This is a genomic window from Nostoc sp., from assembly GCF_036916575.1.
In the GTDB taxonomy this organism is placed as follows: Bacteria; Cyanobacteriota; Cyanobacteriia; order Cyanobacteriales; family Nostocaceae; genus Nostoc.
The window spans coordinates 1-16,514 of sequence record NZ_JBALGC010000099.1; the positions used below are offsets into that span (position 1 = coordinate 1).

The 16,514-nt window shown below is 41.1% G+C and carries 13 protein-coding genes, 2 tRNA genes and 1 pseudogene; 6 read left to right on the plus strand and 10 right to left on the minus strand.

Annotated features, from left to right (window positions below; all coding sequences use genetic code 11):
* Positions 1 to 280, plus strand: a pseudogene (locus tag V7L29_RS20975) (hypothetical protein); the annotation flags it as partial.
* Positions 281 to 548: 268 nt separating this feature from the next.
* On the opposite strand, the gene V7L29_RS20980 reads toward V7L29_RS20975, so the two are convergent.
* Positions 549 to 944: a hypothetical protein gene (locus tag V7L29_RS20980; protein ID WP_334690630.1), complete on the minus strand. Its 396-nt coding sequence runs from the start codon at positions 942 to 944 to the stop codon at positions 549 to 551.
* Between the two features lie 187 nt (positions 945 to 1,131).
* Here V7L29_RS20980 and V7L29_RS20985 point away from each other — a divergent pair, with 187 nt between their 5' ends.
* The 4 genes from V7L29_RS20985 to V7L29_RS21000 all read left to right on the plus strand — a co-directional run bounded on the left by V7L29_RS20985 (position 1,132) and on the right by V7L29_RS21000 (position 7,048).
* Positions 1,132 to 1,323: a hypothetical protein gene (locus V7L29_RS20985; protein WP_334690629.1), complete on the plus strand. Its 192-nt coding sequence runs from the start codon at positions 1,132 to 1,134 to the stop codon at positions 1,321 to 1,323.
* 24 nt (positions 1,324 to 1,347) lie between these two features.
* Positions 1,348 to 2,307 carry a ribonuclease Z gene (locus V7L29_RS20990; protein ID WP_334736709.1) on the plus strand — a complete coding sequence of 320 codons (960 nt, stop codon included), beginning with the start codon at positions 1,348 to 1,350 and terminating at the stop codon, positions 2,305 to 2,307.
* Between the two features lie 700 nt (positions 2,308 to 3,007).
* Positions 3,008 to 5,224 carry a GumC family protein gene (locus tag V7L29_RS20995; protein ID WP_334736710.1) on the plus strand — a complete coding sequence of 739 codons (2,217 nt, stop codon included), beginning with the start codon at positions 3,008 to 3,010 and terminating at the stop codon, positions 5,222 to 5,224.
* A gap of 678 nt (positions 5,225 to 5,902) precedes the next feature.
* Positions 5,903 to 7,048 (plus strand): SpoIID/LytB domain-containing protein, encoded by a 1,146-nt coding sequence (locus tag V7L29_RS21000; protein WP_334736711.1) that lies wholly within the window; start codon positions 5,903 to 5,905, stop codon positions 7,046 to 7,048.
* Positions 7,049 to 7,284: 236 nt separating this feature from the next.
* Here V7L29_RS21000 and V7L29_RS21005 read toward each other — a convergent pair whose 3' ends face one another.
* Positions 7,285 to 8,574 carry a hypothetical protein gene (locus tag V7L29_RS21005; RefSeq protein WP_334736712.1) on the minus strand — a complete coding sequence of 430 codons (1,290 nt, stop codon included), beginning with the start codon at positions 8,572 to 8,574 and terminating at the stop codon, positions 7,285 to 7,287.
* A gap of 223 nt (positions 8,575 to 8,797) precedes the next feature.
* Here V7L29_RS21005 and V7L29_RS21010 point away from each other — a divergent pair, with 223 nt between their 5' ends.
* Complete coding sequence (locus tag V7L29_RS21010) at positions 8,798 to 9,277, plus strand: hypothetical protein (protein WP_334690624.1); 480 nt, start codon at positions 8,798 to 8,800, stop codon at positions 9,275 to 9,277.
* Between the two features lie 87 nt (positions 9,278 to 9,364).
* Here V7L29_RS21010 and V7L29_RS21015 read toward each other — a convergent pair.
* From V7L29_RS21015 to V7L29_RS21050, 8 genes are all read right to left on the minus strand, one after another.
* A tRNA-Gln gene (locus V7L29_RS21015) sits at positions 9,365 to 9,436 on the minus strand.
* A 310-nt stretch (positions 9,437 to 9,746) separates the two neighbouring features.
* A complete protein-coding gene (locus tag V7L29_RS21020) occupies positions 9,747 to 10,934 on the minus strand; it encodes a glycosyltransferase family 4 protein (protein WP_334690623.1) in 1,188 nt (395 codons plus the stop codon).
* A 364-nt stretch (positions 10,935 to 11,298) separates the two neighbouring features.
* A complete protein-coding gene (locus V7L29_RS21025) occupies positions 11,299 to 12,582 on the minus strand; it encodes a glycosyltransferase family 4 protein (RefSeq protein ID WP_334690622.1) in 1,284 nt (427 codons plus the stop codon).
* 220 nt (positions 12,583 to 12,802) lie between these two features.
* The gene (locus V7L29_RS21030) at positions 12,803 to 13,600 is read right to left on the minus strand and encodes a WecB/TagA/CpsF family glycosyltransferase (RefSeq protein WP_334690621.1); all 798 of its coding nucleotides are present in this window, start codon (positions 13,598 to 13,600) and stop codon (positions 12,803 to 12,805) included.
* A gap of 459 nt (positions 13,601 to 14,059) precedes the next feature.
* A complete protein-coding gene (locus tag V7L29_RS21035) occupies positions 14,060 to 14,311 on the minus strand; it encodes a hypothetical protein (RefSeq protein WP_334690620.1) in 252 nt (83 codons plus the stop codon).
* A gap of 33 nt (positions 14,312 to 14,344) precedes the next feature.
* Positions 14,345 to 14,428 (minus strand) — tRNA-Leu (locus V7L29_RS21040).
* A gap of 342 nt (positions 14,429 to 14,770) precedes the next feature.
* Positions 14,771 to 15,892: an alpha-hydroxy acid oxidase gene (locus V7L29_RS21045; protein WP_334736713.1), complete on the minus strand. Its 1,122-nt coding sequence runs from the start codon at positions 15,890 to 15,892 to the stop codon at positions 14,771 to 14,773.
* A gap of 120 nt (positions 15,893 to 16,012) precedes the next feature.
* Positions 16,013 to 16,459, minus strand: coding sequence for a hypothetical protein (locus V7L29_RS21050; RefSeq protein ID WP_334736714.1), 447 nt, complete (start codon positions 16,457 to 16,459; stop codon positions 16,013 to 16,015).
* Positions 16,460 to 16,514: the final 55 nt, after the last annotated feature.

Here is a 16,514-nt window from a genome sequence, read left to right on the forward strand (position 1 = left end):
TAGTTTAGGGGTAGCCCTACGCAAAAATAGCTCGATGCCAGGGATGATAATTCAATTCAAACCTCCTCATCATCTTTTGAGGAGGTTTTTGTTATGTTTAAGAGTCGTCAAGTTTCGACTGTACCGTACCATGTCCCGTCTTGAAATTGTTTGGGTAGACCAAGGCTATTCGGGAGCAAACTTTGCTCAAGCGGTAACTCCTGAGAAACCCTTTGCTGTAGCAGTAAAGGTTAAAGACACTAAAAACAGTAAAAATTTAGGTACTATAGGAATTCTTTAGACATGAAAAAACATCCTAGAGTCAATATCAACTCTAGAATCAAATTATATTGAAATCCCTGACCTGATCTGGTCTTGTGAGATAATCTCCTGAACGGGATAGTGGCAATACCACTTCACCAATGTAGTAACCATAAAAGCTCAGAACCACGCTCCTAAGCAGGCTTAAAAGCACTATTGTTAATTCGGTTTTAGCTGTCAGGGTACTTTTCATGATACAAGTTTCTCTACATTAGTAACGGGTGGCGATCGCCGCCAGTAGGGCGCTCCTAAGAAACACATTCCGTGGAGTCAGAAATAGGGATGAGTTCTAAGCCAAAAGCCTGGGCTTTTTTCTTCAAGTTTTTCAACGTGCGTTCTCGGTATTGTTGCTCATAGGCATCAAGACCAGGGTCAGTATAAACATTACCTGTTGTCCAAAGACGATAGAAAATACGGACTAACTTATGAGCGGTGGCAGTAATCGCTTTAGGTGCGCCTAAGCGAGCAGCTAGACGGCGATAAAAGCCGCCCAAAGCAGACTGAGAACGACAAAGGGATTGTGCGGCAGTGCGTAAAGCCGTGGCAACGCGGTTGACAACTCTCCGAGATTTAGAACTTTTAACTTTGCCACCAGTGATGCGGCAATTTATGGGCAGCAGCAGTAATAGCCTTGGGAGTGCCAAGACAAGATTGCATACGGCGCAAATAAGCACCCAAAGCTGAGTGGCTACTACGCTACGGCAAAGAGTTTGAGCAGCCATATGAAAAGCGTTAGCAGTAGGTCAAGGCTTTTTGCATTCGTTGTACATGAACAGCAACACTTTTGATTAAGTTATCACGTTGTCGAATGTAACTACGCAGAACACAGATTTGGTTATCTGGACGGAAGGTGAACGTAATCCACTCACACTAGCGGCACTCAAGGATGGGCGTATCAAAGCCTCTATTGAAGACATTGCCGCCGCTTTAACTGGCGACTATCGCCGGGAACTGATTTTCATGTACAGGAGTATTTTGCTCATGAACCGTGTCACTATAGAAGAAAATAGAGCTGCAAATTGAGCAATAGGAAAACTAAAGAACGCTGTGCAGATAACATTCTTAGGGACAAGTTCCGGGGTACCTACGCGCTCGCGCAATGTTTCCAGTGTCGCCCTGAGATTACCCCAAAGGGCAGAACTGTGGTTATTCGACTGTGGCGAAGGTACTCAGCATCAAATTATGCGAAGTGAACTGAAAATTAGTCAACTCTCTCGAATTTTTATCACCCATATGCACGGCGACCACATCTTTGGCTTGATGGGACTTCTTGCTACTTGCGGCTTGGCTGGCAATGTGGAACGAATTGATATATATGGGCCCCCTGGATTAAATGATTACATTCAAACCGCCTCACGTTACTCCTACACGCACTTTTCTTACCCTATTAAAGTCCATGCCATCCGTCCAGGGGTAATTTATGAAGACGATGAATTCACCGTTAGCTGCGGTAATTTGCATCACCGCATTACAGCTTTCGGCTACCGCGTAGCCGAAAAAGACCGGATAGGACGTTTTGATGCGGAAAAAGCCAAGGCGTTGCAAATTCCTCCTGGTCGGATTTACGGTCAACTCAAGCGCGGTGAAACAGTGACCCTTGCCGACGGACGGGTGATTGATGGCACTCAATTATGCGGCCCTACAGAAATTGGTCGAAAGATTGCCTATTGTACAGACACAATTTATTGTCATGGTGCAGTGGAATTAGCAAAGGATGCTGATGTATTAATTCACGAAGCAACCTTTGCCCATCAAGATGCAGACATGGCTTTTCAGCGATTGCATTCTACAACCACAATGGCAGCGCAAACAGCTTTAGCTGCTGGGGCACATCGGCTGATTATGAGTCATTTTAGTCCCCGCTATGCTCCGGGAAATACCTTGGAGTTGAAGGATCTTCTCAAGGAAGCCCGTGCTATTTTTCCCCATACTGATATGGCTTACGATTTCATGATTCATGAAGTACCGAGGCGACGGGAAGTAGAGTTAACCAAGGTAGGTGTTTAAATTTTGGATTTTAGATTTCCTATTGAACCCTTTTAATCTAAAATCTAAAATTAACCAGGCTCTATCTTAGATTTTAGTAGTCGAACTCATAACGTCTAGCAAATAAATAGCAGTTTGATTTGATAAGTAAGTCAACTAGTTAACCAATAATTTACGGTTAAATAAGTGTATCAATAATATACAAATATTATGGTTGAAATGTTTTTCTCAATGTGTTTTTTATATTACAAGTTATCTAAATAACTTTAATATATATAGGACTTACGCAACGCCCATATTGTCATTGCGACCGAAACGGAGTGTAGGGAAGCAATCCCAGCGTCAGAGGGGATTACTTCGCTATCGCTCGTAATGACGAAATTCGTTATTTTTGCGTAAGTCCTGATATAGTCATGTTGGGAATCAGAAAGTTTTTTACTTAAATACTTAGAAAAAATAATTAATTTTTCGTCAAGATTTTTATTTGTAAAATAAAATATTTATTAAAAATTTATTCTTCTAACACTGATTAAGAATTTATATGCATGAATTGATGAACATGAAAGCACCAGTTGGCATAATATTGTGCTAAATGAGCTTGCCATCCTTGGAAGAATAATTAAGTATGTTGTTGCAGCTATTAGGTGTAAAAGAAATCATCTCACATTTCTCAAAAATCTTCCAAATAAATATAGTGTTTCGATATTAGAGGAGTTTGATAGTGGCTAAGACTAGTCTGAATCAAAAGCAACAGATTACTACTTCAGCACAAGGTGCAGTTGACATCAGACAACTATCTACTATTTTGCTTCGCCAACGCTTTGTGATCTTGGGAGTTTCCTGTGTAGTTATATCAGCTGCTAGCCTCTTAGCTGTTATTGCCAAACCTACTTACCAGAGCAATTTGCAGATATTGGTAAGTTCCAATTTATTTCAAGGGGCACAGTCAAATAATATCCCAGTAGGGGCAGATACTCAGGTTACTAATTCTAATTCTCAAGTTGTTGATTATACTACTCAGATGAAACTCATGCTGAGTTCTAAGCTACTCCAGAAAGCTGTAGATTTACTTCATTCTGATTATCCTGATATTACCTTAGAAGAGATCAATGGTCAAAAAGAACAGAGCAAAAAAGCACCTCTGGAAGTTATTCCAGAAGAAGAAGGCATAGGAGCTAATAAAGTTTTTAATCAAGTATTTGAAGTTTCTTTCAATGATGATGATCCAGTCAAAGCACAAAGAGTACTTAAAGCTCTACAGAAAGTTTATCAAAACTACAACAAAGAGCAACAAAAAGAACGCCTGAATCGGGGACTGGCTTTTGTAAACACTCGCCTACCTGAAATAAAAAAAGAGGTGAGTAAAGCTGATAAAAATTTGGAACAGTTTCGTAAAAAACATAAATTACTCGATCCCGAAGTCCAAAGTAAAATCCTGCTAGAATCTCTAGCTGATATTCAACAAAAGCTACAAAGTACTCGTGCTAACCTTCAAGATGTAAATGCTCGCTACGATAACCTAGAACAACAAATAGCGTTTTCATCCCAGCAGAATACACTAATTTCTTCTCGTTTAAATCAGTCAAGCCGTTATCAAGCACTATTGAGTGAAATTCAAAAGACAGAATTAGCGTTGGCTAAAGAGCGGCTACGTTATACAGATGATTACCCATCAGTAGAAAAACTAAAGCAGCAACGCCAAAGTCAACTGTCGCTATTACGACAAGAAGTGAAAACTATTGCTACTAGCAGTAAAGGAGAACCGCTCTTCAAAGGGCAAATAATAGGGGGGGTTGACCCAAAGCTAGTAGACGAGTTAATTTTGGTGCAGACAACTGTCTTAGGACTAACTGCCAATGAAAAGAATCTAGCTGAGTCAGAACAGCGACTCCACTCTGAGCTAAACAAATACCCAAGCTTAATAGCAGAGTATAACCGTCTGCTACCAAAGGTAGAAACTAGTCACAAAACCCTTGAACAACTGCTCCAGGCACAACAGTCCTTGGGACTGAAAATTGCTCAGGAAGGATATAACTGGCAAGTTTTGACAGAACCTGCTCTGGGTACTTATATAGGGAGCAACAGATTATTACTTTTGGTTGGGGGAGCGGTAATTGGGCCGATTTTAGGTATCTTAGCAGCCTTAATTTTGGAAAAATTTAATAACGCTATTTATTGTGTGGAAGATTTAAAGAAACTGACGAATCTACGTGTACTGGGATCAGTACCAAAACTACCGTTGCGTGGTGTCAAAAAGCGGCGGCTGGGCCTGCCTTGGAATGGGCGGCGAAGCTCAGATTCCTCTGTAATAGAAGCCAGTACTAGATTGCCCGTCCATGAAACCCTGGACATGATCTACCAAAATATTCAAATATTAAAATATCCCTTACCTTTTAAGTCGCTGATGTTGACTTCAGCACTACCAGGGGAAGGGAAGACAACCTTAGTATTAGGACTTGTGACTAGTGCTACCCGGATGCATCGACGGGTATTAGTAATTGATGCTAATTTACATAATCCTAGCTTGCACAAAATCCTGGAACTATCCAATGACTGGGGACTATCTTTGTTATTAGTTGATGAGACAACTACTCATTTTCAAAATTACATCCAACCCATTCACCCTTCTATTGATATTTTGACTGCTGGGCCTGAACCAGAAGACACGGTGAAATTGCTCAGTTCTCAACGGATGAAAGAACTAATAGAATTGTTTGAGCAAACATATGACTTAGTACTGATAGATGTTCCGCCTATTTTAGGCACGGTTGATGCCAGGATTGTGGCATCTTTTTGTAATGGTATCGTAATGGTAGAGCGCATGGGTAAAGTCACCCGAACTGAACTGACTCAAGCTACAGAAATTTTGAGTAAGTTGAATTTAATTGGAATTATTGCTAATGAAGTGAGCAATTATCAAAAGGTATTGGCATCATAGACCAACGAAAATGCGGTGAAAGTAGGACGCAAAGAGTGGCAGACGCATCGGCGCTCTTGAAACTCTTCGTGTCCCCGTGTACCCGCTTGCCTGTGTCCTCTTTTGGACAGTTTTTAAATGCAACCGTGCTGATATCGCTCTTCCATCACTCTCAATACGGTTCGGTTTAGATCCCCCCGCCTGCGGCGACCCCTTTTTAAGGGGGTAAAAGAGGGTTATGAGCAAGCCTTTTTAAGGGGGGTTGGGGATATCTTCAAAATATTAAAACGTTAACCGAACCGTATTGCCATCACTCTGGTCAAAGAAAAATCTCAGCCAACTTTTAAATAAGAGACAGAAACTGGGTTTCGAGCTTTATTTTCTAACATTATGGCTGTAATCATCTCTTTGAGATGAAAGTCTTGTGTAGCAAGGATTATTGTTTTTTATCTAGGAGAGCGATATTTGTAAAATGAAGCATGAGTGAGAACTTCTGGTATACACGATCGCACATACCAGGGGTAGACACTTTTGCAAAAGCGAGTGTCAAGATTAACTGATTTCTACCTTATAGCTAAAGCAAAATGCATAATTAGTAGGAGGTGGCAACCTCCTGTGTTGGAGAAGTGTCTCATCTTAAAGTAGTAGACGTCATAATCTAGAGCGTCAATAAGATACTAGTGTGATTAGATGACCAGCATGAAATTCCAACTTTACTTAGGCTTTTTATTTTCTCAGATTAAAGTACGTTATTGGTGGGTAAGTGTCCTCTTGTGGATTGCTTTGGTTGCCCCAGCTCAAGCGTCTGTAATTCTGCGCGTGGCAATTGAGAGGGGGGTTAATCAGGTAAAAGTGGGCAGTTCCACCACTGGGATCGTCAAAGATAGTACCGGACGGACTCTCGGACAGTTACCAGCGATGAGTGCATATTATGCCCAAACCATTCCCGGCGGAGTAGCTTTAGATAAGTGGCAGTCTGGTTTATTTTGGATTGAGCCAACAGGTAAAGGATTCGTTTATATTGGCGAACGCTGGTATCGGGGCAGAACTCTGGTTGTCCCCACAGAAAAAGGCTTAACTGCTGTTAACTGGGTTGATGACCAAGAATATCTCTACAGCGTTCTCGGTGGCGAAATGGATGCTAGCTGGCCCCAAGAAGCTTTAAAAGCCCAAGCGATCGCAGCCCGCACCTATGCCCTCTACGAACGAGAAAGACAAAGGAATAATCCCATTTACGATTTAGGTAATACCCCAGATCATTGGCAAATTTACAAAGGCATCATCAGTGAATCTCCTGCTACTTACGCCGCAGTAGATTCCACATTAGGGCAGGTACTAACTTACAAAAACAGGATTATTCTCTCAGTTTTCCATGCTTGTTCTGGAGGACATACCGAAAATGTGGAAGACGTTTGGGGAAGCAACGAGCCTTACCTACGTGCTGTTCAAGACTACGATCAAAATATTCGCGAGTGTAATTGGGTGAAAACCTTTTCACCTACTGAAATTAGCGCTAAATTTCCTGAGGTGGGCAATGTCAAGGATATAATTCCAGAGACATACTCGCCTTTCCGCAGTGTTAAAGTCTTGAAAATTGTCGGCAACAAAGGTACGAAGGTGCTACAAGGCGAGGAAGTGCGGACAGCCCTCAAGCTAAAAAGTACCCGCTTTAGCGTCACTAAGGGAGTCGATGGTAGTTTTGTACTGCAAGGGCTTGGCTTTGGTCATGGTTTAGGCATGAGTCAGTGGGGGGCGTATAATCTGGCTCGGCAAGGAGTGAACCACCTGCAAATTTTGGGACATTATTATCAAGGTGTAGCCCTAACACCAATTCAGGCGAAGTAGTCCACTCCTGTACTTAATTTAAAAGTCCAAATTTATAAACCTGCCTTGAAAATAAGGAATGAGGAGTAGGGAATCGAGAAAAGAAATTTTTATTGCTTTTTATGAGCGCAGCTCATGGAGTCTTTTACATAATTGGTTTTCATTCGCACTCTCTCAAAAACTCAGTTGGGTGGGCAAGATGCCCGCCCATTTTTGTTACCTTCTTAATTATTGTAAATTTGGAATGAGCGAATTGCTTATAACTCGTCTAACCGCCGTTGCCATTGGGCGTCAATTTGTGCAGAACGCTCAACTTCTTGGTCGAGTGAGTCAGTTTCGCTAGAATACACTAAATCTTCGTTACCAATGACTTTTTCTGTGGCAAATTGTTGAGCATAGTCGATTTTTTGTTGCAAAGGTGCATCAGGACTTGCCAATAGCCTTGCTCTGGAAAGGCGATCGCGGTTGCAATCGGCAATTTTACGATTACGCCACCGAATCCAGAAATAACGCAATAACGGTACGCCTAAGAAACCTGCTCCATAAGCCAATAGCAGCCAATAAATTCCTTGCACAAAAGCTACCAGTCCACCTAATTGGACGGCAACAGTGCCATCTCTCAACAAACTTCCCAGTACTAAAGCACCAACAAAATTTAGTACACCCAACCCAGCACTCAGCATAATTTGCCCTGAACTTGCGGTACTAAAGCGCCAGGGAAATTCCTCCAAGTGATCTGATATTGAATGACGGCGCTTTTTAGCTGCACTCACCTGCAACTCTGGGAAGTAATAAACAATTTGCCCTTCTGGACTTACCGTCGGTTGCCCATTAAATCGCGTCAGAACAGGCAGCATATAATCTTCGTACTCTCTTGTATATCCCTCGCCAATGTCATCCAAATATGGAGCAATTTGTTCCGCTACCACTGCGCCACGATTAATCCGAATCACCGTAGCAATTTCTTGCCAGCGACGGTCTTCTAAGTTGGTGTTAGGATTACCATCGCCAAACAAAAACGAAAACACAGCTTCAAAGAAATTCAGATTGCTTTCTTCCCGGCTTCCACGTCGCCGTTCCTGGTAGTGGTTGTCATAATTTGGGCTAAGATACCAAAATAAATTTGGAAAATAGAAGAACCCCCCACCGCCGGAATTACTGCCCCGATTGTTGCCGTCACGGTCTGAGTTGGCAGCAGTAATGATAATGTAGATGGTAATAATTATCAGGACGATGGAAACAATTAAGAAAATTCCAAAAGAAATGCGAATCAGGTAAAACAGAACACTCCAGACTTTTTTCCACCATTCCTGCAATCGTAACCGGAAGTGTTTATTACGCAAAATTGCTCGAAAATTTTGTGGGAAAAGGTAAACTATATAACCTGAATCCGCTACCTGCAAATGTCCCCCAGCATCAGATGCCAGGGCTAACAAGCTTTGATTAGCTTCAGCGACGTTCAATCCTGCCTGAGTTGCCACATCACCAACGGTGACACGGTAACCCAGTTGTTCCACAGCTTGCATAATGGTGGGACTAGGAGCCATTGCTCTCCCCTCCTGTTGAAACTTATTCCCCTTTTCTCAAGTATAAAGTTTTATTTTGAGCGACTTGGCAGGGGTAGGAATAAAGCATGAAATCATTAAATATATAAATCACATGAATTTGGCAACCCAACACTAAAGTGAATAAGCCAACAAATAACCTTACACGTAACATGTTATAATTGTCTCCCTCAGCTTGGTTAATCAGCAAATTTTCTGCTCAAATATGGTTCAGTACACTCTCGCTCAAAGCCCAGAAATTATCCTTACTGTTTCTGGAAAAGATTCAGCCAAAGCCCGTGATAAAGCAATGGATCAGCTGATGGAACTGATGGATGCAGGTAAGCTACCCACGGAACTAGAAGAAGGATTTGGCCCTCAGCAATTAATTGAGGTTAAGGAGTCAATTATTGATCCTGCTAGCGGTGAGGATACCATTACACAAGCTGTCCAGGTTCTGAGTAACCTGGCTACGCTCAAGCTGAAAGTTCAGGAGTCACGAGTTGAAGCGTTGGAAATTCGTAAAGCGGTTGATGTTCTGTTCACTGACGAGTCGGTGACAGAAGAGGAAATTACTCGGCTTAAGGAAGGTTTTAAAGTTCTCAAAAATTTTGCCCAAGCTAATGTGCGTTACCAGGAAGCCCGATCTAAAGCAGAACAGGCTCGGCAGACTTTGGATCAAGCTCTCAAATCGCCTGACAAGTAACATTTACATAATTAGATGCATTGAGACGCATCTTAAAAATGTAACTAAATTGCAAAAGACAGGCTGTTATGCCTGTCTTTTGATTGACTGGGGCGCTAGGATTCGAACCTAGGGATGGCGGGACCAAAACCCGCTGCCTTACCACTTGGCTACGCCCCAACAACTTTACTCTAGTTAATATAGCAGTTAGTCCTGGGTTAATGTCAAGTACTTTAATAGTTGATTTCAGATAATCGGTTTTAACAGCACGACATTAATTGGTCAGAATCCATGCACTTAGCCTCTTTCATCACTTTGGGGTGAACCCTTGAATCAACGTTTGGTTGTATCGTCAAATTCAGATTAATTTATCTGATAGTGATCAAAGAGGGTTAAGGGACAAAATTCTGCGATCGCAATTCCTTTGTATATAATCTGCTTCACTTGATGAGAAATGACTTAAAATCTGTTCCTCTTGACCAGTGACACACTATTTCTTCTTATTGATGACTTGTTGATAAATTGCTATCAACTGCTGATAATTAGCTTCAGGAGCATACTTAGTTTCATAAACCTGGCGAGCATTTTTGCCCATAGTTCTCATAGTTTCAGGATGAGTAGTTGCCCATTCTATTTTGGCCGCCATATCTGTATAGTTGCCTGCTTCAAAATGTAAACCAGTTACTCCATCTTCTACAATTTCTACCATGCTACCTAATTTGGACACCAGTACAGGTAGACCACAGGCAAAAGCTTCAGCAATAGTTAAGGGAAAACCTTCGTACCAAATGGAAGGAAATACTAAAAACTGTGCATTCTGCATTAGTGCCAATACTGTTGGCTTATCCTGAAACCCTAAAAATTCGATGAAATTTTCGGATTTGGTATTTTTAATCTGTTGCTGCAACTTTTGACGACAAGGGCCATCACCCACAATTTTTAGTGGTGTGCATAAGTTCTTTTGTACATAGGCATCAATTAAAACAGAAACTCCCTTTTCTTCAGACAATCTACCAACAAAAAGTAAGTAGTCACTATGTTCACCATTTTGGTTTCGAGAGTCTGGAGCAAAAACAAAATTCGGTTTGATGTAGAACTTTTCTGCTGGCAGCCCAGCCTGTAACATTTTGTCTTTTTGAAATTGGGTAAAGACAATATAAGCATCTACCTGTTCGTGCCAAGTACCTCGTAACCGATGCCAGCTGTTCATTGCTGCTATAACCGAGCTCTGTATACGTGAGTTGCGGTAGCAGCCATGTACAACACTAGACCACGGCACCCTTTGTCCAAAGCAATCCACACAAACCTTTGCATCTCGAAAAGGTATTGCTTTAGGACAAGCAAGCCGATAGTTATGAAGAGTTTGGACAATACTTAAACCATGCTCTCGACAAGCATCATATATGGAAGGAGAGAGTAGGGGAAAAAAGTTATGTACATGGACGATATCAGGGCGGAGTTGGGAAATTTTGATGCGAACTTGTTGTTTTGCTGAATATGAGTAAATTGCACTAATAGCAGTTGTAACTTTATCCCAGGTATTTTTAATGTCATGATTACTAACTTCTAATAAAGATACCTGATGACCATTTACTTTCAGTAAGGATTGTTCAGCTTTTACTACTCCATCCTCACCGCCTGCAAGTTGATAACGGTTATGTATTAACAGCACTTTCATGCAGTTAACTCTCTGAATAGTAAAAGGAAAGAACCAACTAGTAGATCATGCAAAGCAATTACATCCTGATTTACAGTAGTTTTACTGTTCTATAGCCAGTTTTTCGACAATTCGTGACACTACAGTCAATTTTTGATGAAATTTAATTAGTTTTTTCCGAATTTACCACTTATAAGAGAAGCTCCTACTAGTATCGCTAAAGGAGCTATTGAGAAGATATATACTAAGTAAGTCCGCGTTAAAAAATCGACCTACGTAACGAAATATCAAGCTAACGAATACTTAAAAAATAGGTCATTCTACAGTTATCACAAAACTAAACACACCTCGGTTTTATCGTGCCGACTTACTTATTACGTTATCACTAATCATCGCTAGAGCCATAACTCAATTTCAAGCAGGATTTATTCTGGGTTGAAATTTCTTCGTAGAGTTGAATTAACTGCTTGCCCTTACTTTCCCAATTGAAAGTCTCTCTTACCCTATTTTGCCCGGCTTTACCCATCAATAATCTTAGCTCTGGGTTACTAGCCAAATATGTCATAGCTTTAGCAATATCACTTACTGCTTGCTTAGGTGTATTTGCTTTAATTTTAAAACCAGTTTCCTCTGTAACCTGAACAGCTGGCCCTCCTAAATCCAGGCAAATCACTGGTCGCGCTGCTGCCATTGCCTCCAAACACACGAATCCTCCAGATTCATGCAAGCTGGGATGAACTAACACATGGCAGTCCTGTATTTTACTCCATGTATGTTCGCGAGATAGATTACCTAAAAACTTGACTTGTTTACTAATATTCAGATATTGAGTTAATATTTCTAACTGTTTGCGTTCAGTTCCTTCTCCGACAATCCAATACTCAGCATCAGGTAAGTTTGCTTGGGCAAATGCTGCTAATCCCAAATGAAACCCTTTCCAGTGCAAAAGTCTACCTATGCTAATAAATCGGATTGCAGAATTATCGAGAATTACAGAGTCTGAAAGGTTTGCTATTTCATCTTTAGATAAACCTAATGGAGAATAAACTTGAACATTTTTTGTGCCCACTTGGCGCAAGCGTTTAGCTGTATCTTCTGTGGTAGCGCGGGCTAAGACACTTTGTTGGGCAGTGAGGTGGACTAAGGGATCACACTCCCCTATCCAGCGAGCCAAATTTCGCAAAACCTCGTATATCTTGCCACGGAAACTAAAATCTTTCCAAAAACTTTTGGGAGATGATTCCCCGCCACCGACTGGGCCCCAGATGAAAGGAACTGGCAGCAGTGAAATTAAACTAGGGCTTGAATACCTCACATAAGTTACATGATGTAGGATATCAAAGCCAATCTGCTTGTGGAGTGAGCGACTGATAAAATATGCCCAAATTTGCCAAAGGTAATAATGAACATAAACTCCCGATTGTTTTCCCATCCTCTCATGATTCCAGTCTATGATCCAGCCTAGAGGATCTAAGTAAACAACGTGCAGGTTGGGCAAGGGGTTACGTGCTAGTTCAGTTTCAAGACCTTGACGGTGACAGTTCGATATGAGTACCCAGATTTGGTGATACTTGCTTACTTCCTTAACAACATTCCAGCCTACTCCTGGTTCAGAACCCTTTCCGGGTTCACAAGCATATGCACAGATGAGAATTTTTAACTGTTTCATGCCCGACATTTCCTTAATGCTGAATACAGGCGATGTCTATGACGAGCTACGCCTACGCACAAAATAATCTAAACTGCTGGTCTATGAAAGTATGCGTTGCTGAATTAAGGGATGAAATTTATGTATGTGAAATTTAAAACTCCTTATCCTTTCTGGGTTTCTGCGGCTCTGCGTCAGACAAATCATGCCGCAAATATACAATGCCTTTTTTCCCTTTTCCTTAATCCCCAGTCTCGTGAAGGAAGACCGCTGCAATCCGACTTGATGATAGTAGTTGCTTCGTAGCCAGCCATATAAATAGTGGAATGGTCTTAGAATAGCGACCGCAAAGTCGGCGCGGTTCTTGAATCCATCGATACAGCCATTCAAGTCCTAAGTCTCGAACTATGCGGGGTGCCCGCTTGTGAATTCCTGCATAAACTGGGAAAACTCCACCCAGTCCAATCATTACAGCTTGTATCTTACCTTTATGTTGAGCTATCCAATTTTCTTGCTTGGGACATCCTAAAGATACTAAAACGGCACTAGCACCACTAGAATTAATCTTTTGAACCAAAGCTTCGTCTTCAGTTTCAGTCAAGGGACGAAAGGGTAAAGGTTCCATCGCCGCAATCTTCATCTGAGGAAATTCCTGCTCTAACCTTTTTCGCATCCTAGAAAGAATTTCTGTTTGGGAACCTACAAAGAAAATACTAAGATTTTGTGTTTGAGTTAGCTGACACAATGCTAGGAAAATATCCATCCCTGCTACACGGTCTTGGTAAACCGCTCCCATTTTTCGCATCATCCATACAAGAGGCATACCATCAGGAGTAACTATATCTGCATTTCGTAATACGGTGGCAAACTCTGGATTCCAATGAGCTTCAATGAGCATGTGTACATTGGCTACATATACAGTTTTACTCTCACGCCTACTCGCCCACTTAAATATTGTTTCTACCTGGTCGTCAAAGCGTAAGGCAGTAATAGGAAAATCAAGCACTTTTTTAGTAGGTAGAAGCACTCTCGCTACCATCAATAACTCCTGTGTCCAAGAAAAAAATCCATAGATTACCTAGACCGTTCCGAATATTGAATAATTCAGATTGGATGACTCCTGACTTTTTGTAGGCTTGTATCATCGTTGGAAGTTAACACATGGAGGTGCAATTGCCTTCTTAGTATACTTTTGGCTTAATCGGTAATACTAGAATTAGAATTATTTGCTGCTGTGTCCTAGCTTACTGTTTTAAGCTAGGGATTTTAGACGCTGTTTGACAAAATTCATACTTCCTTCATAATTAATTTTTGATTTGTTCATGCAAGCATTACAATTCAAATGAGTTCCTATGGATATGTATTTTACTACGTAAGATTTGCTACACAGATAAATTAAATAGTGAACTAAAATACTAGACACCTAGTCTACTGATTTTAATACGTAAGTATGCGCTCAAAAGCTTCAATTAAAATTACTTTTTATGACGTTCCAAATTTAATTTAGTCTATGTATTGAAAAATCCCTAAAATTTATTTTTTTATAAAATAAAAGCCCAAAAAATAAGGGGAAGATAAACTTATCTTCCCCTGCTGTATTGTTTTTGTTATTGTCTGGTTTGTTACCTTCCTTGAGCCTTTGCCGTAACATTTGCCTTTGCTTTTTGAGTTGCCGCTTCCTCGCAGAACCGCCTCTACCTTTTTCATTCCTACCTTGTTTACGGGGTGATTCCCATCTTTTCAGGCGCATAACTTATTGACCTCTCTAATACTTGTTTGCTAATGGGCAGGAGGAGAATCGAACTCCTATGACCGCAAGGCCGCCACATTTTGAGTGTGGTGCGTCTACCAGTTTCGCCACCCGCCCGTTATATCCAATCTTAATTATTATACTCTAATTGAGGGATTTTGTAACAAGTCTGAAAATTAATTCTCAAAGTTTTGCTAGAATAAGCTTAATTACCCTTCCTGTTATAATCCTTGTAGCACTGAAAGAACTACAATGGCTAGAGAAAAAATTCTGAGAGTCCGTCTATCTCAAGAAGAGTGGGAAAAGATAGAATTATATGCTCAATCCAAGAAGCATACAATCTCAGAAGTAATTCGTGACTATATTAAGAAACTTACTACGCATCCTAAAGGATGCGATTAGCTTTCATCCAGTGGCTCAAGCACAAGGTTTTCAGCATATTTCTTATAATTTTAAGGCTTAAAGGCGTGGCAGCGTCAATAAACTAAGGTCAATATCCTCTAATTTTTTACAGCCGCTAAGTGCCATTCCCACATCTAACTCATCTTGTAGCAGTGAGATGACATGAGATATACCGACTTGTCCTGCTACTGCTAGTCCCCACAAAATAGGTCGTCCGATCAGTACCGCTTTTGCTCCTAATGCCAAAGCTTTGAGAATGTCTGTGCCCCTACGAATGCCTCCATCCAACAGCACTTCTACTTTACCATCCACTGCTGCTACTATTTCAGCTAGGGCATCTAAAGAAGCGATCGCACCATCGAGTTGTCTGCCACCATGATTGGAAACAACAATTGCTTTAGCTCCATATTCTACAGCCCGAACAGCATCATCTCCCCGTAAAATTCCTTTGATGACTAAAGGTAGTGGAGATAAAGACTGCAACCATTCCAAATCGTGCCAAGTTACTGCTGGGTTTAACTGTTGGGCAAAATAGGTAAATAACCCAGATTCGCCTTTTTCATGGGAAATATCTTGTCCTGAGATGGTGGCGAGATTAGCCAGATGTAAGTCTGGGGGTAAGGCAAACTCGTTACGTCTATCTCTCTCCCGCTGTCCGAGAACAGGTGCATCTACAGTCAGACAAAGTGCTTTATAGCCTGCTTTATAGGCTTTTTCTACCAAAGCACGAGTTAATCCCCGATCTTTATGGCTGTAAAGCTGGAACCATCGCAGAGAATCTGGAAATTTATCACATGCAGTCGCTACTTCTTCAATGCTCTTTGTTGCTAATGTACTTAACACCATGCCCACACCAGCGGATGCCGCAGCTCGAGCCGTGGCAACTTCTCCGTCTGGATGGGCTAGACATTGAAAAGCCATTGGCGCAATTAACAAAGGTAGTTGTAGGGGTTGTCCTAAAATAGAGGTAGTTAGATTGCGATCGCTAACATCGACTAATATCCGAGGTCGTAGCTTGACTCGCTCAAAGGCAGCACGATTATCCCGTAATGTGATTTCGTCCCAAGCACCACTGCTATAGTAATCAAGCGTCATTTGAGACAGATGCTCTTTTGCTAGCTTTTCGTACTCAAAGAGATTTATGGGTTGAAAGCGATCATCGTTAGTTACAACTGTCATGGTAGCGGCTGTGGGTTAAGCAATGGGATATTTTTAATACGATTGTCCGATTGAACAAGCTTAAGTAATCATCGATTTCTTAGTAAAGGTAGAGAACCCAGTATCTCAAACTGAGTTCTTCTAATGGAACCTATTTAATAATTCTTCCCTGGATAGTTGCAGTAATAAAGGAGTAAATTCCTGTGGAGATAATGCCAATAAAGCTTCAGTAATTACTCTTATATCTGCATCTAAAAAACCAAAGCGAACTCGCAATAAATTCTCTATAACATTACGACGTTCTGCTTGAATTCCTTCTCGAATCCCTTCTTGAATTCCTTGTTGTTTGACTTCTGCTAATTTTTGCTCGTAAATAGGTGATAAGCGCATAATTAAATCTCTATCCTCCTCGTCTATATTTTGATTGAATTCTAAGGTAATCTCTAAATTCAATAATAAATCAATTGCTTTGGAACGTAAGGGATTATTTTGGGGAAGTGCTTCAAGTTGAACTATCGCTTGTTGCTGGACTCTTCCCTTACCTAAAATTCTGACTTTTCCCGTTAAGTCTCTTTTGCAAGCTGCCAACCCTCACAGAGATCGTGTAATTTTAACCAACCTCGCCACAGTACTTGAATGCCAA

What these genes read in the sequence shown, in the direction of transcription:
- V7L29_RS21000 (WP_334736711.1), top strand. Translation starts at nt 5,903, where the DNA reads ATGAAATTCCAACTTTACTTAGGCTTTTTATTTTCTCAGATTAAAGTA.
- V7L29_RS21005 (WP_334736712.1), bottom strand. Translation starts at nt 8,574, where the DNA reads ATGGCTCCTAGTCCCACCATTATGCAAGCTGTGGAACAACTGGGTTAC.
- V7L29_RS21010 (WP_334690624.1), top strand. Translation starts at nt 8,798, where the DNA reads ATGGTTCAGTACACTCTCGCTCAAAGCCCAGAAATTATCCTTACTGTT.
- V7L29_RS21020 (WP_334690623.1), bottom strand. Translation starts at nt 10,934, where the DNA reads ATGAAAGTGCTGTTAATACATAACCGTTATCAACTTGCAGGCGGTGAG.
- V7L29_RS21025 (WP_334690622.1), bottom strand. Translation starts at nt 12,582, where the DNA reads ATGAAACAGTTAAAAATTCTCATCTGTGCATATGCTTGTGAACCCGGA.
- V7L29_RS21030 (WP_334690621.1), bottom strand. Translation starts at nt 13,600, where the DNA reads ATGGTAGCGAGAGTGCTTCTACCTACTAAAAAAGTGCTTGATTTTCCT.
- V7L29_RS21035 (WP_334690620.1), bottom strand. Translation starts at nt 14,311, where the DNA reads ATGCGCCTGAAAAGATGGGAATCACCCCGTAAACAAGGTAGGAATGAA.
- V7L29_RS21045 (WP_334736713.1), bottom strand. Translation starts at nt 15,892, where the DNA reads ATGACAGTTGTAACTAACGATGATCGCTTTCAACCCATAAATCTCTTT.